This window comes from Bacillota bacterium (assembly GCA_030019365.1).
In the GTDB taxonomy this organism is placed as follows: Bacteria; Bacillota; Sulfobacillia; order JACIYH01; family JACIYH01; genus JACIYH01.
Genome location: JASEFA010000001.1, coordinates 298709 through 322786, shown reverse-complemented (window position 1 = coordinate 322786; position 24078 = coordinate 298709). Strand labels below are relative to the sequence as shown.

The 24078-nt window shown below is 67.2% G+C and carries 23 protein-coding genes; 7 read left to right on the top strand and 16 right to left on the bottom strand.

Annotated features, from left to right (window positions below; all coding sequences use genetic code 11):
- Nucleotides 1–85: 85 nt before the first annotated feature.
- Entirely contained in the window at nt 86–847 is a 762-nt protein-coding gene (locus QME70_01440) for an ABC transporter permease (GenBank protein MDI6893273.1), read from the bottom strand.
- Nucleotides 840–1808: an ABC transporter ATP-binding protein gene (locus tag QME70_01435; GenBank protein ID MDI6893272.1), complete on the bottom strand. Its 969-nt coding sequence runs from the start codon at nt 1806–1808 to the stop codon at nt 840–842. The genes QME70_01440 and QME70_01435 overlap by 8 nt, the downstream gene beginning before the upstream one ends.
- Nucleotides 1809–2037: 229 nt before the next feature.
- Between QME70_01435 and lexA the strand changes: the two genes are divergently transcribed.
- Nucleotides 2038–2688 carry a transcriptional repressor LexA gene (lexA, locus tag QME70_01430; protein ID MDI6893271.1) on the top strand — a complete coding sequence of 217 codons (651 nt, stop codon included), beginning with the start codon at nt 2038–2040 and terminating at the stop codon, nt 2686–2688.
- 336 nt (nt 2689–3024) lie between these two features.
- On the opposite strand, the gene QME70_01425 is transcribed toward lexA, so the two are convergent.
- The 8 genes from QME70_01425 to QME70_01390 all read right to left on the bottom strand — a co-directional run bounded on the left by QME70_01425 (nt 3025) and on the right by QME70_01390 (nt 12642).
- Nucleotides 3025–3849 carry a hypothetical protein gene (locus tag QME70_01425; protein MDI6893270.1) on the bottom strand — a complete coding sequence of 275 codons (825 nt, stop codon included), beginning with the start codon at nt 3847–3849 and terminating at the stop codon, nt 3025–3027.
- A 58-nt stretch (nt 3850–3907) separates the two neighbouring features.
- On the bottom strand, nt 3908–5494 hold the full coding sequence (locus QME70_01420; protein MDI6893269.1) for a polysaccharide biosynthesis protein: 1587 nt from the start codon (nt 5492–5494) through the stop codon (nt 3908–3910).
- A complete protein-coding gene (locus QME70_01415) occupies nt 5491–6822 on the bottom strand; it encodes a methionine gamma-lyase family protein (GenBank protein ID MDI6893268.1) in 1332 nt (443 codons plus the stop codon). Before QME70_01415 ends, QME70_01420 begins: the two co-directional genes overlap by 4 nt.
- Nucleotides 6819–8540, bottom strand: coding sequence for a GTPase HflX (gene hflX, locus QME70_01410; GenBank protein MDI6893267.1), 1722 nt, complete (start codon nt 8538–8540; stop codon nt 6819–6821). The genes QME70_01415 and hflX overlap by 4 nt, the downstream gene beginning before the upstream one ends.
- A 152-nt stretch (nt 8541–8692) precedes the next feature.
- Nucleotides 8693–9277, bottom strand: coding sequence for a 50S ribosome-binding GTPase (locus QME70_01405; GenBank protein ID MDI6893266.1), 585 nt, complete (start codon nt 9275–9277; stop codon nt 8693–8695).
- Nucleotides 9278–9288: 11 nt separating this feature from the next.
- Complete coding sequence (locus QME70_01400; GenBank protein MDI6893265.1) at nt 9289–10404, bottom strand: AAA family ATPase; 1116 nt, start codon at nt 10402–10404, stop codon at nt 9289–9291.
- Between the two features lie 526 nt (nt 10405–10930).
- The gene (locus tag QME70_01395; GenBank protein ID MDI6893264.1) at nt 10931–11311 is read right to left on the bottom strand and encodes a metalloregulator ArsR/SmtB family transcription factor; all 381 of its coding nucleotides are present in this window, start codon (nt 11309–11311) and stop codon (nt 10931–10933) included.
- Nucleotides 11312–11883: 572 nt separating this feature from the next.
- Entirely contained in the window at nt 11884–12642 is a 759-nt protein-coding gene (locus tag QME70_01390; protein MDI6893263.1) for a hypothetical protein, read from the bottom strand.
- A gap of 223 nt (nt 12643–12865) precedes the next feature.
- Between QME70_01390 and QME70_01385 the strand changes: the two genes are divergently transcribed.
- Nucleotides 12866–14254, top strand: coding sequence for an amino acid permease (locus tag QME70_01385; GenBank protein ID MDI6893262.1), 1389 nt, complete (start codon nt 12866–12868; stop codon nt 14252–14254).
- Here the strand turns inward: QME70_01385 and QME70_01380 are convergent.
- The 5 genes from QME70_01380 to QME70_01360 form a co-directional block, all read right to left on the bottom strand.
- Nucleotides 14251–15207, bottom strand: coding sequence for an ABC transporter ATP-binding protein (locus QME70_01380; GenBank protein ID MDI6893261.1), 957 nt, complete (start codon nt 15205–15207; stop codon nt 14251–14253). The two genes, QME70_01385 and QME70_01380, sit on opposite strands and share 4 nt — an antisense overlap.
- Nucleotides 15197–16219, bottom strand: coding sequence for an ABC transporter ATP-binding protein (locus tag QME70_01375; GenBank protein ID MDI6893260.1), 1023 nt, complete (start codon nt 16217–16219; stop codon nt 15197–15199). The genes QME70_01380 and QME70_01375 overlap by 11 nt, the downstream gene beginning before the upstream one ends.
- Nucleotides 16220–16230: 11 nt before the next feature.
- Nucleotides 16231–17145 (bottom strand): ABC transporter permease, encoded by a 915-nt coding sequence (locus QME70_01370; GenBank protein ID MDI6893259.1) that lies wholly within the window; start codon nt 17143–17145, stop codon nt 16231–16233.
- A gap of 15 nt (nt 17146–17160) precedes the next feature.
- Nucleotides 17161–18090: an ABC transporter permease gene (locus QME70_01365; protein MDI6893258.1), complete on the bottom strand. Its 930-nt coding sequence runs from the start codon at nt 18088–18090 to the stop codon at nt 17161–17163.
- Nucleotides 18091–18186: 96 nt separating this feature from the next.
- Nucleotides 18187–19875: a peptide ABC transporter substrate-binding protein gene (locus QME70_01360; GenBank protein ID MDI6893257.1), complete on the bottom strand. Its 1689-nt coding sequence runs from the start codon at nt 19873–19875 to the stop codon at nt 18187–18189.
- A gap of 223 nt (nt 19876–20098) precedes the next feature.
- On the opposite strand from QME70_01360, the gene QME70_01355 reads away from it, so the two are divergent.
- From QME70_01355 to QME70_01335, 5 genes are all read left to right on the top strand, one after another.
- Nucleotides 20099–21856 carry a hypothetical protein gene (locus QME70_01355; GenBank protein ID MDI6893256.1) on the top strand — a complete coding sequence of 586 codons (1758 nt, stop codon included), beginning with the start codon at nt 20099–20101 and terminating at the stop codon, nt 21854–21856.
- Between the two features lie 148 nt (nt 21857–22004).
- Complete coding sequence (locus QME70_01350) at nt 22005–22553, top strand: TlpA disulfide reductase family protein (protein MDI6893255.1); 549 nt, start codon at nt 22005–22007, stop codon at nt 22551–22553.
- Nucleotides 22550–22687, top strand: a complete 138-nt coding sequence (locus QME70_01345) for a CD1871A family CXXC motif-containing protein (GenBank protein MDI6893254.1) — start codon at nt 22550–22552, stop codon at nt 22685–22687. The genes QME70_01350 and QME70_01345 overlap by 4 nt, the downstream gene beginning before the upstream one ends.
- On the top strand, nt 22684–23463 hold the full coding sequence (locus tag QME70_01340) for a 4Fe-4S binding protein (protein MDI6893253.1): 780 nt from the start codon (nt 22684–22686) through the stop codon (nt 23461–23463). Before QME70_01345 ends, QME70_01340 begins: the two co-directional genes overlap by 4 nt.
- Nucleotides 23464–23542: 79 nt before the next feature.
- Nucleotides 23543–23812: a hypothetical protein gene (locus tag QME70_01335; protein ID MDI6893252.1), complete on the top strand. Its 270-nt coding sequence runs from the start codon at nt 23543–23545 to the stop codon at nt 23810–23812.
- A 2-nt stretch (nt 23813–23814) separates the two neighbouring features.
- Here the strand turns inward: QME70_01335 and hfq are convergent, their stop codons facing one another.
- Nucleotides 23815–24072, bottom strand: coding sequence for an RNA chaperone Hfq (gene hfq / locus QME70_01330; GenBank protein ID MDI6893251.1), 258 nt, complete (start codon nt 24070–24072; stop codon nt 23815–23817).
- Between the last annotated feature and the right edge of the window lie 6 nt (nt 24073–24078).

The following is a 24078-nucleotide window of genomic DNA, read 5'->3' as shown; positions in this document are numbered from 1 at the left end:
GCCAAGCTCGCGAACGCCAGTTCTGCCCTCCTCTCTCCTCCGTGCGGTCGCCGGGACAAAGGTGCGCCACCACTCTGCACGCCGGTTACTTGATGGAACGCGGATAGAGGATGGCGGCAAAGGCGGCCGAGAGGACCAGGAAGACCAGCAGCACGGCGAGATCAACGCCCAGCCAGCCGCGGGCACCGCTGAGCAGGCCGCGGAGCAGGTTGACGGCGTAAGTCAGGGGGTTCACGTAGGCCAGGGGCCGCACCCACTCCGGGATGGCCGCCAGGGGGTAGTAGGCGCTGGAGGTGAACATGAGGGGGGTGATGAGCAGGTTTATGAAAAGGTTGAAAGACTCGCTGCGCTCGATGATGGCGGAGGCGCCGATGGCCAGCAGGGCCCAGGCCGTGGCAGAGAGTGCCGACACCCCCCACACCTGCAGGACCGCGCGCAGGGACCAGCTCACCTGGCCGGCCAGCACGGGGACGGATATGAGCATGAGGGCGGAGTTCACGAGGATCACGTCGAACACCGCTTTGGCCGCACCCGAGGCCAGCAGGGTGGCCCTGCGCAGGGGCAGGGCGAAGAGCACCTCAAGCTGACCGGTGATCTTGTCCAGCCACACCGAGAAGCAGGCCTGCTGGCCCAGGGTCATGGAGTTGGCCACCAGCAGGCCGGGTACGACGAAGGCGGCGTAGTTCATCTCCACCGTCCCCACGCGGATGTTCCCCACCGCCCGGCCCAGGGCCGGGGCAAACAGCAGGAAGGACAGGATGGGTCCTACCAGGACGGTGAGCCGCATGGGCCATTTCAGCAGGCCCTGCAGGTCCCGGTAAAGGACGAGCCCGAACTCCCTAAGCACCGGCCTCCCTCCTTCCGAAAAGTTGCAGGTAGACTTCCTCCACGGTGGGAGCCCCCACCTGGAGCCCGGCCAGCCGGTGGCCCCACCCGTACAGGAGGGAAATCACCTGGGGCAGGCAGGCCCCGTTTCCCTGCAGTTGCAGGCGCAGGGTGACAGGCTGTTCCCCCACCGCCTCCGCTCGCAACACGCCCTCCACGGCACGCACTTTCTCCGCCAGTTCGGACGCGCTCACGCCGCCTGTCACATTCCCCGCGTCTTCCAGTACGAGGGAGGCACCGGTCTGCCCCAGCTCGTCCAGCAGAGACCTTTTGGAGCCCCGCCAGACCAGCATGCCTTCCCTCAGGAAGCAAACCTCGTCGGCCAGCTCCTGCACCTCGTCCATGGCCTGGGTGGTGAGGAACACGGTGGATCCCCGCTCCCGGGCCTCCCGTATGCTGCTCCACACCGTCCGCCGGGCTACGGGATCCAGCCCGGTGGTGGGCTCGTCCAGGAAGACCACCTGTGCTGGCAAAGCAAGCACCCGGCCCACGTCCACCCGGCGCCGCAGCCCGCCCGACAGTTCCGAGGGCCGCTTGCGGGCGTGGGCGGCCAGGTCAAAGCGTGCCAGGGCCTCGCGCGCCAGGCGTTTCGCCTTCCACGGCGAGAGACCCCGCAATACCAGATAGAGCCAGATGTTGTCATACACGTTGAACTGGTGGGTAAGGCCTCCTCCCTGGGGGACCAGGGCAATGTTGCGTCTCACCTGGAACGACTGGGTACGCACGTCGTATCCGCACACCCTGGCCGTCCCGGTATGAGGAGGAATGGCTGTAGTGAGCATCCTCACCGTGGTGGTCTTGCCGGCACCGTTGGGCCCCAGGAGGGCAAAGATACACCCCTCCTTGACTGCCAGGTCGAGATCCCTCACCGCCCACGTCTTGCGGTACGTCTTGCCCAGCCGCTCCGTCTCCACGATAGCCACTCGCCCACCCCCTCTTCCGCCCACCGCCTCCTCGATACACCCGTCCGATGCCCTCGGCGGCTTGCCAGGCGCTGAGTCTGTCGCAGAGGACAGCATCACCGGACCCGGCGACGCCACGGCAGTATTCTCCTTCATACTGGCAGCTACCTTCCAGACGGCCCACCTGGCTTCGTACACCACGAATGGATGTTTACAAAGGGGCGGGGACGTGGTACAATGGCCCGGCGGTATGAATCTATGTACGGAGGGAGGAATTGGGGTGCCCAGGAACAGGCAGGGACTCAGCGAGCGGCAGGAGCGCATCCTGGAGTTCATCCAGCGGTCGCTGGAAGAGCGCGGCTATCCCCCGTCGGTGCGGGAGATCGCGCGCGCGGTGGGGCTCAGGTCGCCGGCGTCGGTGCACACCCAGCTCGACCGTCTGGAGAAGATGGGCCTGGTCAGGCGGGGTCGCATGACTTCCCGCGCCCTCGAGGTGCTGGGACCGGGCACCACCCGCTACCGCGGTAAGGTGGCCATGGTACCCCTGGTGGGCAAGGTGACGGCGGGTGAACCCATCCTGGCGGTGGAGAACATAGAAGACTACGTCCCCCTTCCCCCCGAACTCACTACGGAGGGCAACATGTTCGTCCTCACCGTGCGCGGCGACAGCATGATCGGGGCCGGCATCCTGGACGGCGACCGCGTGGTGGTCCGCCAGCAGGAGTCGGCCGACAACGGTGACATCGTGGTGGCGCTCATGGGCGAGGAAGCGACCGTGAAGCGGCTCTTCAAGGAACAGGACGGGGTGCGGCTCCAGCCGGAGAACCCGGCCATGGCACCCATTCGCGCCAAAGACGTAAAGGTACTGGGCAAGGTAATCGGTCTCTACCGCCGCATCTAGACGTACCGCTGGGAGCCCGGGGCGGATCCCCCGGGCCCCAACGGCTGCGCAAACAGGCATAAGGATAGGTCCGTATTGCGCCGGTACGGGTCTCCGGACGGGGAGGTGCTCTTTCGTCAGAGCGTTGAAGGGTATCAACACGCAGTTCAGCGTTTTGGCCCCGACGTGATCATCGAGGACGATTGCGAGAGCATCGGCGGGGAAGAAGAGATGATCCACCTGCACCTCAGCCCGAAAGACCGGACCGGATCGGCTGGGTGGTTGTAAGCGAGTTCAAAGGCATCGGCCACCTCCCGAACGACCTCCTGGAGCTTCCAGGCTGGCGCGCGCAGGGCGTTAGCTGGCGCACCTGATGATGCCGATGGGGGTGCGCTGCACCCCCTGCCCCATGGGGTTGTCGCCCATGATGCTCACCACCAGGCGCCGGTCCAGGCGGGGGCTGGCGCCCAGCACGTTGCAACCGATATCGTTGGCATCGATGATGGCTGCGGCCACCCGCACGGGAGCAAACGCCGAGGCGATTTGCCGGGCCAGACCGTCGGGGTCGCGGGGGGCGAGCACCACGTAACGGTTGTACGGAGGCAGCGTGTAGGGCGTGGGGCCGTCGATCGCCGCCACCGCCCGCCCCGCCACCCGGTAGAAGTCCCCGCGGCGGCCCAGAAGGCGGCCAATCGCTCCCACCACCGCCGCCAGCAGGATGCGGAATACCCCCACTTCCCGGACGGCCATCTCCATGGTCTCGGGGATGCCGAGGCCGATACCATATCCCACTTTGCGGACGAAGCGACATAGAAACCGGGCCAGCAGGCGGGGCCGGATCTGGTCCACGGGATAGGCGCGGCCCTGGGCTGCGGCAGCAGCCTTCTGGCCGACGAAGACGATGTCGCCAGGTTGCACGTAAGGTCCGAGGTATCTTTTCATGAGCGCGGGGACTTCCTCGCCCGTCCGGATGACGTGGGTGCGCACGAGCAGCCGGCGGTAGATCCTACCCCTCACCACTACCCGGGTGTCGGAGGCAACTACCCCCGCCGCCTCGGTCTGGGTGGCTGCAACCTGGCCTTCCACGCCGGGCGCCCCGGCTGCGCCCACCTGGCGCTCCCGCTCCTTGACGGTATCCTCTAGCCGCTCCTTGCCGGTATCCTCTAGCCGCGCTTCTTCCACCCGTGCCGCACCTCTCCTCAGCCACCGCCTTCAGCGGATGGGCAACAGCTACCGTCGTTTAGCGGATGGGGAGTCGCAGGCGCCCGGCCAGATCAAGCACCCTGGCTCCGCCGGGCAGGGAAGCGATTTCCTCCCTCTTCACTCCACCTGCCAGCAGGACCACCACGCCGTACACCAGGGTGCCCGCAAAGATGGCTACCAGCGTACCAGGGTGTCGGCCCCACGGCCAGAAGCGCCCCAGCACCAGGGCCACCGGTATCATGACCAGCGAACCGCCTGCGGGGACTGCCACCCAACCCCGCCAGTCGGGCGCCAGCCCGGTTCTCGCCATCACGGCCCGCAGGTTCAGCAATCCGGCTACCAGATCGGCCAGCACCGAACCCAGGGCAGCACCGCGCACATTCCAGGCCGGAATGGCGGTCAAGGTGTAAGACGTGATGACCTTGGCCAGTCCCCCCGCCGCTATATGGTATATGGGCAGGGTGGGCATGCCCATGCCCTGCAGGATGGACGTGGTCACCAGGTACAGGTTCAGGAACAGCACGGCCGGCGACACCCAGGCCAGGACCGGCCCTGCCAGGGGATCGGCGTAGAGGAGGCTGGTGATGGGCGTGGCCAGCGCCAGCAGTCCCGCCGCGGCCGGCACCGAAAAGAGGCAGCAGGCCCGCACGCCCAGCGAAGCACGCCGCGCCAGCTCCTGCCGGTTGCCGGTGGCGTAAGCCTGGGAGACCCAGGGCACCATGTTGGCGGAGATGGCGGTGGCCAGCACTGCGGGGAGGTTCACCAGGGTCATGGCCAGCCCGGTGAGGCGACCGTAGAGAGTGGTGGCCTCGCGCAGAGAAAACCCGGCCACCCGCAAGCGGTTCTGGACGATCACGGCGTCCAGGAAACCCATGAGCGGCAGGGCGAGAGAGGCAGCAGCCACCGGAATCCCCAGGGCCAGGATCCTGCGTACCAGCACAGCATCCTCGCCCCGGGGCGCGCGCCCCGGGGCGAGCAGCCGGTTTCCGCCCCGGAGATAGAGGCCGGCCACGTACGCCAGAGACACCAGGCTCCCGGTCACGGCAGCTCCGGCCGCCCCTGCAGCAGCCACCTCCACCCCCCGGGGCGCAAGCATCCAGGCCAGCCCCAGGATCACCGCCACCCGCACGCATTGCTCGGCTACGTCGGCGATGGCGGTGGGGGTCATGAGACGCAGGCCCTGGAAGTAGCCACGGAAAGCCGACCCCGCGGCCACGAGCAGGATGGCAGGGGCCACGGCGGCCAGCGCCAGCGCCGCCCGCGGATCCCCCAGCCAGCGAGCTACCGTTGTTGCACCCAGCCCCAGCACCAGGGTGAAAAGGAGACCGCTCGCGACCAGGAGGTACAGGCTGACCCGGAACACCCGGCGCGCATGGGAGTCCTTTCCCAGAGCGTGGTACTCGGCCATGAGCTTGGATACCGCCACGGGGATGCCGGCTCGCGCCACCGAGAGGATGGTGACGTAGACGGGATAGGCCAGCTGGTAGATGCCCACGCCCTCCGCCCCGATGAGGCGGGTCAGGGGGATGCGGTAGGCCGCTCCCAGGAGCTTGGCCACAAAGCCGGCCACCCCCAGCACGGCGATTCCGTGCACGAGAGATTCCTGACGCCCCCGTGCGTTCATGCCGTACCCTCCGGTGGCTGCCGGCGCGAACGTTCGGGACGATCTGACCCGTCGGGGTGATCCTTCCGCAGGCGGGCGGCCGCCAGCAGGCACCCGAGCACTCCGTGGGCGGTGACGGTGCCACCTTGCAGGTAGGCGGCGTATGGCGGCCGGAGGGGGGCATCCGCCCCCAGCTCCAGGGAAGCCCCCGGCACGAAAGTCCCTCCCGCCATGATGACCCGGTCCCGGTAACCCGGCATTTCCCAGGGTTCCGGGCGGGCGCGGGCGTCCACGGGCCCGGCCTGCTGCAGCCCCCGGCAGAAGGAGCGCAGGCGCGCAGGGGTTCCCAGCACCACCGACTGCACGATGTCGCCCCGCTCCTCACCGGGCGCGGGCACCACCTGCATGCCCAGCCGGGCGAAGAAGTGGGCGGCAAACACGGCCGTGCCCAGGGCCTGTCCCACGGCGTGAGGGGCCAGGAAAAGTCCCTGAGCGGCCATTCGCAACCAGCTCCCGGTGGGTCCCACTTCTCCGCCCTGCCCGGGTGCATAGAGCCTCGCGGCCACCTGTGCCACCAGGTCGGCCCTCCCCGCTATGTACCCGCCCGTGGGAGCCAGACCGCCCCCCGGATTCTTGATCAGGGAGCCGGCGCACAGGTCGGCCCCCACCGCGCCGGGTTCGGCTTCCTCCACGAATTCACCGTAGCAGTTGTCCACCAGCACCACTGCCCGGCGGGACCCAGTTCGCACCACTTCCACCGCCTGCCCTATCTCCCCCACCCTCAGGGCCCGACGCAGGGAGTACCCCCTTGACCTCTGGACCAGGACGACCCTGGTGCGCGGCTCAAGAGATGCTGCCAGCGCGTCCACCCACTGCCCTGCGTCTCCTTCAGGTTCCACGGATACGGCACGCGCCCCTATCCCCCACTCCACCAGATTCCCGAGCACTCCCTGCATGGTATCGTACGGTGCTCCGGGCCAAGTGAGCACCTCGTCCCCCGGTCGCAGCAAGGCCTGGAGGCACAGCGCCAGTGCCTGGGTGCCGGTGGCGATCTGGGGCCGCACCAGGGCGGCCTCCGTTGAAAACGCCTCGCTCCAGGCCCGCTCCAGGCTTTCCCTGCCCCGATCCCCGTATCCGTACCCCCACGAGCCGGCCAGGCCCGATTCGTCGAGGCCGGAACGCGATAGGGCCACTGCCACCCGCACCTGGTTGAGGGCGGCCCGCTCTTCGTATTCTTCTCTTTCCCGCCAGCTCTCTTGCCAGGCCTCCCTGGCCACCGCTACCAGGTCGGCATCAAGGGAAAGGGCCGGCTCCGCCGCCTCCCAGAAAGATGAACCCAGCACGCTCATGCCCGGTTGCTCCTGCTCTGCTGGCTGGCTCCCGGCGGGCGGCCCATGTGCCGCCGGTCGAGCATCCGCAGCAGGCGGGCGGCCCGCACCCCGTCCATCTCCGCCCGCACGTTCATGCTTTCGGGTGTATAGTCAATCCCCACCACCCGGCCCGCCTGGTGAATCCAGGATACGGCCCACCCCTCGTCGTAGGCCAGGGTCAGCTCGAGCAGTTGCCGTCCGTTACGGAAGAAGGCGTCCAGCTTGTCGAGCAGAACATCGAGTCCTTCCCCGGTGAGGGCAGAGGCGGCCGCGCCCTCGGACCTACCGTTCCACCCCTGTCCTTCGCCGGGGGCAAGCAGGTCTATCTTGTTGTACACGGTGAGGCGGGGCGTGCGGTCAGCCCCCAGTTCGCCCAGCACCTCCTCCACCGCCCGCACCTGCTCCTCCCGCGCCGGATGAGCGGCGTCCACCACATGGACCAGCACGTCCGCCACCCCGACCTCCTCCAGAGTGGCCCGGAAGGCCGCCACCAGATGGTGGGGCAGGTTGCGGATGAATCCCACCGTATCCGAAATGAGCACGCGCTGGCCGGAAGGCAGCTCGAGAAGACGGGTGGTGGGGTCGAGGGTGGCAAAAAGGCGGTCCTCGGTCAGCACCGAAGCCCCGGTGAGAGCGTTGAGGAGCGTCGACTTGCCCGCGTTGGTGTATCCCACCAGGGCCACCAGGGGATACGGCACCGACTGCCGCTCGGCCCTCTGCAGGGAGCGGGTGCGGCGCACCTCTTCGATTTCCCGCTCGAGCTGGCTGATGCGTTCCCTCACCCGGCGGCGATCAACTTCCAGCCGGGTTTCGCCCGGACCCCGGGTGCCGATACCGCCTCCCAGGCGGTCCAGCTCCGGTCGCGCCCGCACCAGGCGGGGCAGCCGGTAGTTGAGCTGAGCCAGCTCCACCTGGAGCTTGCCTTCGCGGGTGCGCGCCCGCTGGGCGAAGATGTCCAGGATGAGCTCGGTGCGGTCCAGCAGCCTGCCCCCGATGATCCCCTCCAGGTTGCGGACGTGGGCCGGAGCCAGCTCGTACGAGAACGCAACCAGGTCGGCCCCCGCTTCCCGGCGGGCCGCCTCAATCTCCTGCGCCTTGCCCCTGCCCACCAGGGTGGCGGCATCGGGCTCGCGCACGTCTACGACGACGGAATGAACAGCTGCCGCTCCCGCGCTGCGGGCGAGGAGAACCATCTCGTTGGCCACGTCCTCGGCCCGCCAGGGGGGCTCGTCACCCATGCGCAGGGATACCACCAGCACCCGGTTTCCCGGGCTTCCGGCCGGTGCATGGTCCAGCATGCGGTGGACCCGTTCCACCTCCGCGGCGATATCCATGAAGGCCGCGTCCTCAACGGCGACGGGTCCCACCACCTGGTAGACAGGGGACGAGGCCTCATCTGCCCTGGGGTAAGCGACCACGACTGCGGCGGGCCGACCGTTCTTCGCCTGGACCACGGCCAGGGAATCCAGGCGCCACGCCTGCGCCAGCACCAGCTCACGGCCCAGACTGCCTCCGGCCTTGGCCCGGATGCAGCGGATCCCGCAGAGCCCCCGACGCACAGGTGGTTCCCACCGGGCGAAGGCGGCTTCACCCCTCAACAGGGCCACCTGATGGCCGCGGCGGTCAAAAAAGGCGGCCCAGTCCTGCCTGTCCCGCGCCACCAGGCGCGCCAGGTCCTGGGCCCACTGGCTGTCCACGACCCTGCCCGCATCCAGGTCCCTCTTGCGGAGCGCCTTGACCAGTTCCAGCGTCTTCTCGGCGCTTCTTGCTATCTACGGCACCTCCCCCGAACGCCGCTCTCGAAGGCGCGCCTACATTATACCATGGCCGGGCCCGGCCACCACGTCCCTCACGGGCGGGCTGCGAGCAGGCTGCGCAACTGGCGGATGCCCTGACCCGTCCAGGCCGATGTTGCCACGGGTGCAAGTCCCGGGTCCATCTGCCGAACCAGTGCCAGCCCCGCGGCCGACGAGGCACAATCCATCCTGGACACCACCGACAGGTAGCGGGGCCGCTGGCACCCCAGGCGCCACAGGGCCATGTCCGGGGCTGATACCTCTCCTCTTTCCCCCGTGGCTGCCCCGTCCACCACGTGGATGACCAGGTCGGTGGCCAGCAGCCTCCCCAGGGCCTCCGCCATCCCCTGGCGAGCGGCCGGGTCATCCGCCGCCTCTTCCTCTATCCCCGGTGTCTCCACGAGGGTCCACCGCCGGCCGGGCAATCCCAGTTGCGGTGCGGCCAGCTCCACCGCCAGGAATCCCGCCGGAGGCCTCAGGCGCTGGAGCTTCCTTTCCTCGTCAGGTAGGCGAAGGCGCCAGCGGGAAGGTGTTCCCCCGGGAAACCAGGTGGTGACGGGCAGACTGCGGCATCCCCAGGAGCGGAGGAGAGCGGTCAGGAGAGAGCTTCTGCCGCTGCCGGGGCGCCCCACCAGCATGCACTCCACCTTCACTCATCCCCCAGGTCCTGCTCAGTCAGCAGCACCAGGTCGTCCCGGGTGAACTTCCCTGCCGTCACCAGGCGGACGGCCTGCCTGCGGATGCCCTTCTCCACCAGGTTGCGCACCAGGCGGGCATTCCCCGTAGCCCCCTCCCCACTCTGCAGGCGCCCGCCCAGGGTGCGCTCCAGCCGGGCGCGAGCCGCCGGACTGAGCACGTACTGGCGCTGCCTCACCATCTGCTCGGCGATGGCCACCAGTTCCTCCAGCGAGTAGTCCGGGAAATCCATGTGGATGGGAAACCGGGACCTGAGCCCTGGGTTAGTACGCACGAAGTGGTCCATTTCGTGACGGTATCCGGCGAGGATGACGATAAGGTTGTCACGGTGGTCCTCCATCGCCTTTACCAGCACGTCAATGGACTCCTTGCCGAAGTCCTTCTCTCCGCCCCGGGCCAGGGAATATGCCTCGTCCACAAAGAGAACACCCCCCAGGGCCCTCTTGATCTGCTCCCTGGTTTTCTGGGCGGTGTGGCCGATGTACTCCCCCACCAGGTCGGCCCGCTCAACCTCCACCAGGTGGCCCTTGCTCAGGATGCCCATCTCCTTGAACATGCGGCCCACGATGCGCGCCACCGTGGTCTTGCCGGTGCCCGGGTTGCCGCGGAAAATCATGTGCAGGACGGGAGGCTCCGCCGCCAGGTTTTCCTGCTGCCGTCGCTTCTGGATCTCGGCAAAGGCGTAGATCTCCCGGATCAGGTCCTTGATGTCCCTCAGCCCCACCAGCGAGTCCAGCTCCCGCCAGATGGCCTCCAGCGCGTGCCTGTCAGGCATCCCCCTGTCTGCCGTGACCCCGGGCTGGGGCGACCACGCTCCCGCCTGTCCCTGCTCACCGGCTAAGGCGGCAGGCCGTAAGTCCGCGGCGGTCCTCCGTCCCGCGTGGGCGCTGGGCAGGCCGGCAGGGACGGCACCGGTCACCTGGGAGTATGCCGGGCGGGGCACGCCCGCGGGTGCTCTCGCTTCGGGCCCCAGATGATACAGGAGCTCGAGCGCCTCCACGGGTGAAACCACGCCCTGGCGGACCCATTCCAGCACCTGGTCGGCGTTGCGGGGTTGGGGAGTGGCCAATCGGGGTACCTCCTGCCGGGCCGCTAACAGTATACGGACCCGGCAGAAAGCAGGTCACCCTCGGGGAACTGCCCTCTGCGGCGCGGCAGGAGAATCAAGCTTTCCCCTGGTTGCCCTGGCGAGCGTGGTAGCTGCGGCCGGGCTGGCACGGGACTTTGGCTGCGTCCGCCTCACGGTGGAGCCGGCGGAAGAAGCCACCGGGTTTTACGCCCGGCTGGGATTCTCCCCCTGGCGCTGCTTCCAGGCCCTGACCCTGCGCTCCGGCCCCATGCGCTTCGACACCCCGCAGTCCGACCCGGTGCGATGCGACCCGGTGCCCTCCGGGCCGGCATGCTCCGAACCCGAGCGGTGCAACTCCCCGCGGCTGGGATGGCAGCTGGTCCTCGCCCCCGGTGTTGACAGCGAATTAGACCGGCGACCAGGGCCAGGCCCAGCCCAAGGTGGGCGAATGCCGTTTGCCCAGGCCACGCCAGCGGCGATGAAGATCGCAACCCCTGCCGGCAAGGGGCCGCTACCGATCCGGGGGTCACCCCGGTATGTCTTCGGTGGCGGCGGCAGCGCGAGCCTCCGCCAGCATGCGCTCTGCCCGGGCCAGGTGCCCCATGGTGACCTCCTCTGCCAGCCGGAGGATGTCCCGGACGCGGGGGTCCACCAGCGAGTAAAAGATGCGGGTTCCCTCCCGCCGCGACTCCACCACTCCCCGCTCCCGCAGGATGGCCAGGTGCTTGGATACGCTGGACTGTTCCATGCCCAGCGCGGGGATGATCTCGCACACGCACCTCTCGCCGGTGCAGCCCCTTCCGGCGCACCCTTCTCCCTCAGCCAGGAACTGGATGATGCGCAGCCGGGCCGGATGCCCCAGGGCCCGCAACAGTGCCGCCTGCCCGTCCGTCAGCGATCTCCTCATATCCATCCCCCTGGAGGAATTGCTGGTTACCCCGTCCAGGGTACCCCGAAGGCGATGCGAAGTCAATCTGCTCATAAGGCATCTGCTCATAGAGCCATGCTCGTGAGGTCGTCGCCGGCCCGTGCCATCACGCGTGGACGCCATACGTGCTATCACTCGGGCCGCCTTCCGGACGCCCGCGGTCGCGAACGTGGGATAAGGACTGCGGCCTGCGAAGACACTCTCACCAGGCGGGTTATCGCGTAATGAATGCGGGTCCGGGGGTTCCCGATACACTGAGGGAACTGCGCGTGCCCGGCATCGTTGCCGGCCTGGCAAGCCGGCGGTGGTCACTCTGGATGGAACAGGTCTTGAACCGGGCCGGTGCCGCTTCCATCGCCCCGGGGCAGGCTCGTCGGCCCTGCGATGCGGTAGCTCTGCCCGCCGCGCTGGTGGGCGGAGGAGGTTTCGCGGCCATGGAGGCAGCCTGGTTGCTCTCGGTGGCCTTCGGAACCGTCTCCGTGTACCGTCACCTGGGGATGGAGTCCGTCGTGGTGCCCGTCCTGGACTGGTGGGTTACGGTCTCGTGGCGGTCAGGCCGGGCACCTGCCTTCCTGTCGCAGGCGAGCCATAAGAGCGTCAAACTGGCCGCGGCGGTTGGCGAGGAAGGTGACCGCATTGGGGGCCTTCTTGGCTCCCACCACGTCCTGGGCCTTTTCGGGATGCTCGGTGGTCAGCACGTGCAGGAAGCCGTACACGGCACCCACGGTCAGATCCACGCCTCGTACCTCGCGGTACGGGAAGGCCGTGCACCGCCTGGCCAGCAGGGAACCGGCCGCCATACCCGTTTTGAGGATGAGGAGCCGGGAATCGGTCACTGCCACGGCTTCCCCGGCGTTCCCGATGATGACCTCTACCACCTGCTCCCCCCGGGTGAGGTTCTCCTGCAGCAGCGCGGCCAGGCCGCTGTCCAGCCCCGCCTGGGCCCGCTCGCCTCCCCGGGAAGGCCCGCCCGGGGCGCGGTCGTCGGCCCGGCCCACCCCTGCGGTGACCGCCTGAGGCCCCTGCGCCCGGGCGGCCATGCGCGCTTCCATGATCACGCTGAAGGCGTCGCCCAGGCCGGCTTTTTCCAGGCAGGTGGTGCACATTCTCTTGTCGTCCACGGTCTTGAAGTGCTCGTCCCCCGCGAAGGCCTCCTTGCCGCAGACGGCGCACTTCACCGTCCCTTCCGTCTTTTGCAGGCAGGGCCGGCAGTACCAGCGTTTGTCCACCACCGCCAGCGACACCCGGGCCATCCCCATGTTGCTGGCCCCGCACACCGAGCATTCGGCCACAAGCACCCACCCCCGCACCGAGATCTTCTCTGGTAGTTATCGGACAGCCACACGGCGACTCCAGCCCCGGCCCCCCGCCCCAGCCCGAGCCCCTGGCCCAGCCAGCGCCGACCACAGCCCCAAGCCGAAGCCCGACTCCGGCTGCAGCCCGGTGGGGAGCGCAACCGGCCTGGGTACTGCAGGAAATGCGGGGGAAGAATAGTGGCGTCTCAGACGGTGACAATGCTTGGGGGGTAACGCGATGGAAGCTGCGGCTACGGTACCCTGGCGCAAAGCCCTGGGCCTGGTGGACCTGGTCCTCTTCACCGCCTCAGCCATCATAGTGGCGGATACGGTGGCGGCCTCGGCGGCCATCGGCGTCCAGGCCATGGGGTGGTGGGTACTCAGCATCGTCCTCTTCTTCCTGCCCTACGGCCTGGTCACCGCCGAGTTGGGCTCCGCCTGGCCCCAGGAAGGCGGCATCTACGTATGGGTCAGGGAGGCATACGGGCCCTTCTGGGGGACCCTCACCTCCTGGCTGTACTGGATCAACGTAGCCTACTGGATGCCGTCGGTATACGTCCTTTTCGCGGGCGTACTGGCCTCCGTTTTCTGGCCCCTGAGTAACGCGGGCCAGGCCATCGTCACCGTGGTGCTGGTGTGGATCACGGTGGCCCTGGGCATCATGGACATCCGCGTGGCCAAGTGGATCCCCAACCTGGGCGCCATCATCAAGGTACTGCTCCTCCTCCTGCTGGGGGGCATGGGGGCATGGTACGCCGTCACGCGTGGCGCCGCCAACTCCTTCACCCCCGCGGAGTGGGTCCCCCGCTGGTCCGCCACTCTGTCGTTCCTGCCCGTGATCGTGTACAACTATATGGGCTTCGAGCTCATGAGCGCTGCCGGTGAAGAGATGCACAACCCCCGGCGGGACGTCCCCCTGGCCATCCTGCTGGCTGGTATAGTCATCGCCGGGGTATACATGCTGGCCACCTTCGGGGTGCTGGCCGCCATCCCCCTGGAGCAGATCAACATCGTGACGGGGATCACCGATGCCCTCAAGGCCATGACTGAGGGCGTGCCCGCGCTGGGCGGCCTGTTTTACCTGGCCGCGGCCCTGCTGCTGGCCACCTTCCTCGCCAACATGGTGACCTGGAGCCTGGGGGCGAACCGGGTGATCGCGGCCACCGGCCTGGACAGGCAGGTGCCCTCCATCCTGGGGCACATCCACCCCCGCTACGGCAGCCCGGACTACGCCTATATCATGATGGGGATGGTGGCCACCATCCTGGCGGTGGGCAACTACCTCACCTTCACCACCGCGGCCTCGGTGTTCTGGACCATCTTCGCCCTCTCGTCGGTGGTGTTCCTGCTTCCCTATCTGCTCATGTTCCCCGCGTTCCTGAGCCTGCGCCTGCGCCGCCCGGACCAGCCGCGGCCCTTCACCGTGCCGGGCGGCGCCGCCGGGGCCTGGCTCTCCACCATCCTGGGCGAGTTCTTCATCCTGATCGCCATCGTCTTCTTCTTCATGCCCCCCGAGGAGACCACCAACGTGTGGGCCTACGAAATCCAGCTCATAGGCGGTACCCTGCTCACCATCCTGGTGGGCGTCATCATCTACGCCCAGGGCCGCCGCCGTGCGGGCGGCTAGTACAGGTGACAGGATACCACGTGGCCGGGGGCGGCCTCCTTGAGTTCGGGCTCCGCTTCCTTGCAGATGGGCCGCACGTCCGGGCAGCGGTTGTGGAAACGACATCCCGGGGGCGGCTTGAGCGGGCTGGGCACCTCGCCGGGTAGCATGATGCGCCGGCGCGTGCGCTCGATGCCGGGATCGGGGATGGGGATGGCTGACATGAGCGCCCGGGTGTAAGGGTGGAGCGGCTCCCTGTACATCTCCGCGGAAGAGGCCATCTCCACCACCTGACCCAGATACATCACCGCCACCCGGTGACTCAGGTACTTGACCATGGACAGGTCGTGGGCGATGAACATGTAGGTGAGGCCCCGGTCCTCCTGCAGCCGCCTGAGCAGGTTCACCACCTGGGCCTGGATGGAGACGTCCAGGGCCGATATGGGCTCGTCGGCCACGATGAACTCGGGATCCACGGCCAGGGCGCGGGCGACGCCGATGCGCTGACGCTGCCCCCCCGAGAACTCGTGGGGAAACCGCAGGGCGTGCTCCGCGCTCAGCCCCACCGTGCGCAGCAGTTCTTCCACCCGGCGCCTCCTCTCGGCACCCGCGGCCAGCCCGTGGATATCGAGAGGCTCGCCCACGATGTCACCCACGGTCATGCGCGGATTCAGCGAGGCATACGGGTCCTGGAAGATCATCTGCATGCTCCGGTTGAAGCGCTTGAGGTCGGGTCCGGTGAGCGCGTGCACGTCCTGGTCACGATAGAAGACTTGCCCCCGGCTGGGATCGTACAGCCTGATGACGGTGCGACCCAGGGTGGTCTTGCCGCAGCCTGACTCACCTACCAGCCCGAACACCTCGCCCCTGCGCACGCTGAAGGAAACGTTCTCCACCGCCTTGAGGAGCGCCCCGCCCACGCGGAAATACTTGCTCAGGTTTTCCAGGCGCAGGATGACCTCGTCAGCGGGCACCGGCGGCCACCTCCTCCCGGGACGGCCTCACCCCGGCTGCCGCCGGATGCTCCAGCCAGCAGGACACGAAGTGCCCGGGCGAAACCTCCACCTCTTCCGGATAGTACCGGAAGCAGACCTTCATGGAGTACGGGCAACGGGCGGCGAAAGCGCATCCCGCCGGCGGCCGGAACAGGTCGGGCGGGCTCCCCGGAATGGAGTGCAGGTCTTCCCTGATGTCGCGGTCCAACCGCGGCATGGCCCTCATCAGGCCCCAGGTGTAGGGGTGGTGGGGACGGTAGAAGATGTCGTCGTTGGTGCCCGACTCCACGATCCGGCCCGCGTACATCACCGCCGTGCGGTGGGCCATCCCCGCCACCACCCCCAGGTCGTGGGTAATGAGGATGATGGAGGTGCCCAGCTTCTTCTGCAGGTCCTTGAGCAGGTCCAGGATCTGGGCCTGGATGGTGACGTCCAGCCCGGTGGTGGGCTCATCTGCTATGAGCAGCTTGGGGTTGCAGGCCAGGGCGATGCCGATCATCACCCGCTGGCGCATGCCGCCCGAAAACTGGTGGGGGTAGTTGCGGATGCGTTCCTCGGGCGCGGGGATGCCCACCATGTGCATGAGCTCCAGGGACCGCTCCCAGGCCCGCCGGGCGGTCATACCCTGGTGCTTGATCAGGCCCTCCGATATCTGCCGCCCTACGGTCATGGTGGGGTTGAGGGCGGTCATGGGGTCCTGGAATATGATACCGATCTCCCTTCCCCTCACCCGCTCTATCTCTCTTCCGCTGAGGGCGGTGAGATCACGGCCGTCAAAGAGGATCTGCCCCTTCTTGATGCGGCCCGGCGGCATGGGGATGAGCTTCACGATGGAGTGCACGGTCACCGTCTTGCCGCAGCCCGATTCGCCCACCAGGGCCAGGGTCTCCCCCGGGTATTGCTGGAAGGACACCCCCCTTACCGCCTGAACCTCTCCACCGTACGTGGTGAAAGATACCTCCAGATCGCTTACTTCCAGGAGTCTGTCCATCAACGCTCCCCCTACTGTCGCAGCCGCGGGTCCAGGGCATCCCGCAGGGCGTCACCCACGACGTTGAAGGCCAGCATGGTGAGGGCGATGGCCACCGCCGGGAAGATGAGCAACCAGGGGTACAGCTGGAGGTACTCGTACCCGGTGTTGGCCAGGGTACCCCAGCTCGCCAGTGGCATGGGGATACCCAATCCGATGAAGCTCATGAATGCCTCGAAGAATATGGCGGCGGGGATGGTCATGGTGGCCGAGATGACGATGGGCCCCATGGCGTTGGGTAAGAGGTGCCGGATGATCATGCGCCACGGCGAAGCCCCCAGCACCCGCGCGGCCAGCACGAACTCCTGGGCCTTAAGCTGGAACACCTGGCCGCGCACCAGCCGGGCCATGCCCACCCACCCGCCGATCACCATCACCAGGATCATGGTGGACAGACCCGGCCCAATCACCACCATGAGCAGGATCATGAGCAGCAGCATGGGGACGGCGTACAGGATTTCGATGAAGCGCTGCATGATGTCGTCCACCCAGCCACCGAAGTGGGCGGAGATGCCGCCGTAAGTCACCCCCACCAGCATGTCGAGCAGGGCGGCCATGATGCCGATGAACAGGGAGATGCGCGCTCCCATCCACAGCCGCACGAAGCTGTCGCGACCCAACTCGTCGGTGCCGAACCAGTGGTTCCGGTCCGGAGGTTGACCGGTGTGGTCAAGATCCTGGTAGGAGAAGCTGTAGGGACGCATATACGGGCCCACGATGGCCATGACGGTGATCAACGCCAGCACGCCCAGGGCGACCAAGGCCAGCCTGTTCTTGCGGAAGCGCCGCCAGGCATCCTGCCAGTAGGTGAGGGAGGGGCGGGTGATGACTTCGGCTGCCTCTTCCGGCGCCAATTCCCGTTCGAACAGGTCGGGAGTGAGTTCGATGTCCGCCACGGGCCTTCACTCCTTCGGCCTGACCAGGCGGATGCGGGGGTCCACCAGGCCATAGGCGATGTCCACCAGGAAGATGGCGAAGAGCAGGAGGGCAGCGTAGAAGATGGTGGTGCCCATGATGAGGGTGTAATCCAGGTTGTATACGGATTGCACGTAATGCTTGCCCAGCCCGGGAATCCCGAAGATCTGCTCCACCACCAGGGTCCCCGTGATGATATTGATCACGAGGGGCCCGAGGATGGTGACGATGGGCAGGATGGCGTTCCTGATGGTGTGGCGCAGAACCACCTCCCGGTTGGAAAGCCCCTTGGACTGGGCCGTGCGCACGTAATCCTGGTTGAGCACGTCCAGCAGGCTGGCCCGCATCATGCGGGCCATCACCGCCAGCGTTCCCAGCCCCAGGGCAAAGGAAGGAAGGATGGACTGCTTGAAGGTTCCCCACCCCACCACCGGGAGCAGCCTGAGGCGCACGCTGAACAGGTACTGCAGCAGGGTGCCCACCACAAAGTTGGGTACGGATATGCCGATCACCGCGATCACCATGGCGGTGCGGTCAAGAGGGCGATCTCGATAGAAGGCGGCCAGCACCCCCAGGGTAAGCCCCACGCTGACGGCGAACACCAGGGCGCGCATACCCACGTCCGCAGAATGCGGAAAGCCCTGGGCAATCATCTGGTTCACCGTGCGGTTGGGGTAGCGCATGGATATGCCCAGGTCGCCGTGGAGGATGTTGTTCAGGTACCGGATGTACTGCACGGGCAGCGGGAGATCAAGCCCGTACTTGTGGAGCAGGTTTTGCCTGATCGCCTCCGGGACCTTCTTCTCGCTGGTGAAGGGGTCCCCGGGCACGGCATGCATGAGCAGGAAAGTCAGCGTGATGATGAGCCAAAGGGTGAAAACCATGTATCCGAATCGACGTAAGGTATATGCCAGCAACTCCCGTGACCTCCATTGCCGCGCCCGTCCAGGACCGGGCGCGCTGCGGGGCACCGCCGGTCCCCCGGCGATGCCCCGCGCACGGCTCGATCTCCGCTACTTCTTTTCCGGCTTGCCCTCGACGGTCACGTACTTCCAGTCGAGGTCGGGTCCCACCGGGTGGCGGATGACGCCCTTCAGGTAAGGCTTCTCCACGAAGTTCCACACCGGCCACCACACGGGAGCGATGGGCAGGTCTTCGGCGATGATCTTCTCGCACTCCAGCATGTTGCGGAAGCGGATGGCCTGATCGCCGGTGGCCTTCGCTTCCTTGACCAGCTGGTCGTACTTGGGATTGGAGTAGCCGGCATCGTTGTTGCCGCCACCCGTGACCCACATGTCGATGAAGGTCATGGGATCGTTGAAGTCGGCGCCCCAGCCCGCCATGCACACATCGTAGTCACCCTTGGACATGCGGTCGATGCGCACCTTGAAGGCCACCGCATCCACCTGGACCTCCACGCCCAGGTTCTGCTTCCACATCTCCTGCCAGGCGGCAGCGTACTTCTTCGCCACGCTGCTGTCGGACGACAAGAACACTATCTTGGGCAGCTTCTTGAGCTTGAGCTCCTTCATGCCCTGCTGAAGGGCGGCCTTGGCCGCCGCCGGGTCCGCCTTCTTGGGGATCAGTTCACCCACCATGTCCTTGGCGAAGGATTTGCCGTCAGGCGTGGTGATGGAGGGGGGCGTGTAAGAAGTGGCCGGCAGAGACATGTTCTTCAGCACCTTGTCTACGAAGTCCTGGCGGTCGATGGCCAGGGAGAAGGCCTTGCGCATGTTCTTGTTCTTGAAGACGGGGCTCTTGAGGTTGAACAGGATGTACCAGGTCACGGCCTCGGGGATGGTCTGCAGGTTGCCGGCGTCCTTGTATTTCTGGATGAAGTCGCCCGGAACGCCAGTCCCGTCGAGTTCGCCCGCTTCGAACATGTTCATGTAGGCGTTGTGGTCCTTGATCATGACGAACTCGATGCGGCTGAGCTTAACCTTGTCAGCATCCCAGTATTTGGGGTTCTTGGCCAGCACCAGCTTGGACTCGTGCTGCCACTCCTGGATCACGAAGGGTCCGCAGTACACCATCTTGTCCGGCTCGGCAGCATACGCGTCTGCGAACTTCTCGATGATGTCCTTGCGGATGGGGTAATAGGTGGGGAACGCCATCAGGCTGATGAAGTACGGCGTGGGCGACTCCAGGGTGACCTCCAGGGTCTTCTCGTCCAGGGCCTTTACACCCAGAGCGGCCTTGGCCGCTTCGATCTTGGCCGCCGAGTCCGGAGCCTTGGGGTCGATACTGTTCAGGGCCTCGGCACCCTTCACGGGGTACATGATATAGGCGTACTGGGACCCGGTGTTGGGATCCAGGGCCCGCTTCCAGCCATACTCGAAGTCATAGGCGGTGACGGGCTTGTCGTCGCTCCACCTGGCGTCCCGCAGCTTGAAGGTGTACTTCATCCCATCATCCGATACCGTCCAGTCCAGGGCCAGCCCGGAGCCCTTCTCGATTTTCTCGCCCGCGCCCACCCGGACCAGGCCTTCCATGACGTTGTTCAGGATCTCGAAGGACACCTGGTCGGTTGAAGTGTTGGCGTCCAGGTCCGGAGGCTCCTCGCCCAGGTTCAGGTTGAGCACCTGCTCCACCGGGGGCTTCTTCTCCGGTTCCGCAGGCTTCTTCGCGCAGCCCGTGACCACCACGGTACCTACCATCGCCACCACCAGCAGCCAGGCGAGCCATGCCACCTTTCTCTTCACCTTGTCAACCCCCCTTTGTCATACCGCCGGCAACCATGACCGGTTCAATCCTCGCAGTGCAGGCTACCACCCCCTCTGCCCATTCAGCCTTTTATATTCGTCATCGCTGAGCGCTCCCCCTCCTGGCTCCCCCTGTTTCGAGAAAAATCGGTCCGCGGGCGCGCGGACGGGAAAGCAGGAATGCGTGCGGCCTCCATCGAAGCACGGGAAGGAGGTCGGCGACATGAAAGAGGCAGGAAAGAGGCGGCTCTGGGCCGCCTTCCCATTCCTGGTCGTGCTGCTGCTGGTGGCGTTCCACTACCAGCGTTTCCTGCAGGAGCAGCTGCGGCCGCCCGGCCCTTCCTTCGGCCGGCCCCTGGAACTGGCGTCGTCGGACATGTCGGGGTCCACTGCCGCGCAGGCCGCTCCGGACGGGGACCTCCTCGTACTGTGGTCGGTCCGGGGGGGTATCGACTACATCCTGGTTTCCCCGCAGGCCCTGGTGAAGGCCCGCGGCCACATTCCCCTGCAGGTCGACACCCCTACCAGGTCTCCCACTTCCCTGCTGGCGGGTTCCTCCGCCCTCTTCTGGCTGGCCGGTCCGGCCCTCACCGAGCTTTACTGGGCGCCCCTTTCCCTCTCCGCACCGTCCCTCGGGAGCCCGGTGCACCTGGGCGGGGGCATCAGCATGGTGCGTCTCGTATCCGCGCCACCCACCGCCGGTCCGGGCGCGCCACCCACCGCCGGTCCGGGCGCACCACCCGCCGGTGGTGCCTCCGCGCTGGCTGCCGCCCCGGCCGCACGTTCTGCCGGGTTGCTGGCCGCCGGTCCTGAGGGCCTCCTGTGGTTCCCGCTGGACGCGAGCGGGCATCCCGGCCAGCCGCAGCGGGTCCCCCGCCCGGGGATGACGCTGGCGGACGGGGTCTCCCTCGCCCGTGATCGGGTGGCGGTTGTGGGCGTGATCCAGGAACGGGGCTCTTTCCAACTGGAGTACCTGGAACTGGGGGGTACCGCCGGGGCGGCGCATCCCGTCCTGCTGGGGGAGTACCCCCTCGAGGAGCACGAGCTCCTGCGGCAGGTACGATGCGGCACCGACGGCGAGTGGATGTACGTGTTCGTCACCCGGGAGAAGAGGCAGAGAGGCAACCTGGACATCACCACCTACTGGCAGGCATGGCCTGCGACCCGGCCTCCCGCCGGGGCGGCAGGGGGCCTTGCCCCCCTGCGGGCGACGGCCGTGGCCGCCCGGCACATCCTCTGGTTGGCGGAACCGGACCCCGCCCCTTCCCCGCAGGGAGGGTTGCCCGTGGCCTTCACCGCCCTCAACCGGGGCAGGCGCGGGCAGGATGAAGACGTGCTGGTAGCGCGGTTCCTGGGGGGCCGCATGGTAGACTGCCAGTTTGCCGCCCTCACCCGGGGCGCGGCCGGCCAGCCCCACCTGGTCCCCGCCCCCGCCGGTCCCGCGATAGACGACGGGGGCTATTTCCTCACCTGGGTGGATACCGCCGGTACGGGACGATTCCGGCTGCGCTTCACGGCCTCCGTCCCCGTCTACCGCCAGGCCATGGCCAGGGTGCGGCTTTCCGACCTGACTGCGGCTCTCGGCGAAACCCTGGCGGGAGCGTTTCTCTCGTACCTGCCTTTCCTGTTTGCCCTGGGCTGGACGGTGCCGGCCCTCCTGGTGCTGGTGGCAGCCCACGCCGTGGCCCTCAACTGGGCGGAGCAACATCCCCGCCCTCTGGGCATACTGGCCCTGGGGGTATACCTGGCCGGCAAGGGCTGGCTGCTCTGGCGCCTGCTACACGCCCCGGTGCTGGCCATGCGGGCCCCGCCGTGGGTCACACCTGCCCTCACCCTGCCCATCCTGCTGGGGGCGGCGGGGCTGGCCGGGCTCACCACCGCCCTTCGCCACCGGGATGCTCAGGGCCTGGCCCGGGTGGGCAGGTTCGTGCTGTGGGATGTGCTGTTCACCTGCCTCTTCCTGGGCCCGGTCTTCCGCTGAACCGCGGCCTGGCGCAGGCGGCAGCCCGGGAGCCGAAGATTGCGGGTGGCAACGGGTCAGCCGGCGCCGGTAAGCACCTGGCCGGTGAGCGGGTGATACCCAACTTGCCGCCCGCGACGCCAGCGGCTAAAATAGAACCCCGGGGGGTATGCAGTTGTCGCACCGATCGTCAGCGGGCCGATTCCCATCTCACGCAGCAAGAATCGTGCTTGCTCTGGCACTGGTCCTGATCCTGGCCACCCTCCCCGGGGGATGTCGCTCCCGGGAGGAATCCGGCGGGCAGGCGGCTCCCTACTTCACCCTGCCCGACCTGGCGGGGAACCAGGTCAGCCTGGACTCCCTGCGGGGCAGGCCAGTGCTGCTCAACTTCTGGGGCACCACCTGACCCGCGTGCCGTACGGAACTGCTGCAGTTGCAGCAGATACACCAGAGCTTCGGTCAAGAGGTCGTCATCCTGGCACCCAGCCTGGATCCCGAGCGCGCTCCGGTGGAACGGTTTGTGGCATCGCGGGGTCTCACTTTCACCGTCCTGCTAGACCAGCAGGGCGCCGTGGCGGCGGCTTACCGCATCCGGGCCATCCCCACCCTGGTGCTCATAGACCACCGGGGGAACATCCGCTACCGGCACGAGGGCTACCCGGGTACGGCCGACCTGACCCGGGAACTGCAAGAGCTCATTGTGGAGGCGGGGAATTGAACTGGCGAACAGGCAAGATCGCTCTGCTCCTGGCTCTGCTTGCCCTGGGGGTGGGGGCAGCCCGGGGAGAACTGGCCCTGATCTACCGCAACGCCGTAACCCTGTGTCTCTCCTGCATCGGACTGGCACCGTGAAGAAGGCCCAGGGCCGGCGTACGCTGTGGCAGCTGGTTTCCCTGGTGGCGGCGAACCTGTACGCCCTGCCCTTCCTGAAGCACCTGCCCTACCCGTTCCTGCACTGCTATGCCTGCCCGCTGGCGATCGGGGCCTGCCCCATCGGCACCATCCAGTACTTTCTGGCCCTCGGTCGCGCCCCCCTGTTCACCCTGGGAACGCTGGGGGCGGTGGGAAGCTGGTGGGGACGTAGGGCCTGCGGGTGGCTGTGCCCCTTCGGCTTCCTGCAGGAGCTGGGCCACCGCCTGGGCCGGCGATTGCGCCTCCCCGTCCTCCACGTTTCCAACCGCCATGCCTGGACCAGGTGGGTGGTGGCCGCAGTGCTGGTGGTCGCCCTGCCGCTCGTGCTGCACGAGCCCTGGTTTTGCAAGCTCTGCCCCGCGGGGACTCTAGAAGCGGGCATACCCTGGCTGGCCATCGATCCCGGGCTGCGGCAGATGGCAGGCGCCCTGTTCGGGATCAAGTTGGCCATCCTGCTGGGGCTGGTGGCAGCGGTGCTCGTGGTCAAGCGCCCGTTCTGCCGTTTCGTGTGCCCGCTCGGCCTCTTCTACGGGCTGACCAACCGGTTCAGCCGGCAACACCTGGAGGTGGACGCTCGCTGCACGGAATGTGGCTGGTGCCGGGACCTCTGCCCCATGGATCACGAGGTCTGGCGCCATCCCCGCTCCTCCCAGTGCATCCTGTGCCTGGAATGCACCCGCTGCCGCCACGTCCGCCTGGCCGGCCAGGGAACCTGATCACCGGGGGGTGAGGCACCTGAGGATAGAGCTCCTCCACAGCCCGGGCTGACCCCACGTGGAAGCGACCCGGGCGGTCGTGGAAAAGACCCTGTCCGAGATGAATCTCCAGGTACCCATCACCATGATACCGGTGGCCGACGCTGCCACCGCCGAGCGCGTCGGCTTTCTGGGGTCACCCACCGTGCGGGTAGACGGCCTGGACGTGGATGCGGCCTTCCGCACCATGGCAGGATGGAGCCTGGCCTGCCGCGTGTATCCTGGTCCCCTGGGACCCCAGGGATCCCCCCCCGGCTCCATGGTGAGGAAGGCCCTCTCCGAGGCGGCCGGTCGCCAGCTCAAACTCTAACATCACGTGGCTGTGTCCTTACGCGCCTCCGAGACCAGGGCGGCCAGGTTCACGCTGCGGGAGGGACTGATCGTGGATATGGCGTGCTTGTAAATCATCATCTGGCGGCCCTCGTTGTCCAGCACCACCGTGAAGTTGTCAAAACCCTTTACCAGGCCCTTCAACTGAAAGCCGTTTACAAGATAAACGGTAACCGGTATACCTTCTTTACGCACCTGGTTGAGGAACAAATCCTGCAGGTTCACGGCATCCTTCGCCAACGGTTT

What these genes read in the sequence shown, in the direction of transcription:
- QME70_01415 (MDI6893268.1), bottom strand. Translation starts at nt 6,822, where the DNA reads ATGAGCGTGCTGGGTTCATCTTTCTGGGAGGCGGCGGAGCCGGCCCTT.
- QME70_01395 (MDI6893264.1), bottom strand. Translation starts at nt 11,311, where the DNA reads ATGAGGAGATCGCTGACGGACGGGCAGGCGGCACTGTTGCGGGCCCTG.
- QME70_01355 (MDI6893256.1), top strand. Translation starts at nt 20,099, where the DNA reads ATGAAAGAGGCAGGAAAGAGGCGGCTCTGGGCCGCCTTCCCATTCCTG.
- QME70_01420 (MDI6893269.1), bottom strand. Translation starts at nt 5,494, where the DNA reads ATGAACGCACGGGGGCGTCAGGAATCTCTCGTGCACGGAATCGCCGTG.
- lexA (MDI6893271.1), top strand. Translation starts at nt 2,038, where the DNA reads ATGAATCTATGTACGGAGGGAGGAATTGGGGTGCCCAGGAACAGGCAG.
- QME70_01375 (MDI6893260.1), bottom strand. Translation starts at nt 16,219, where the DNA reads ATGGACAGACTCCTGGAAGTAAGCGATCTGGAGGTATCTTTCACCACG.
- QME70_01385 (MDI6893262.1), top strand. Translation starts at nt 12,866, where the DNA reads ATGGAAGCTGCGGCTACGGTACCCTGGCGCAAAGCCCTGGGCCTGGTG.
- QME70_01405 (MDI6893266.1), bottom strand. Translation starts at nt 9,277, where the DNA reads ATGCTGGTGGGGCGCCCCGGCAGCGGCAGAAGCTCTCTCCTGACCGCT.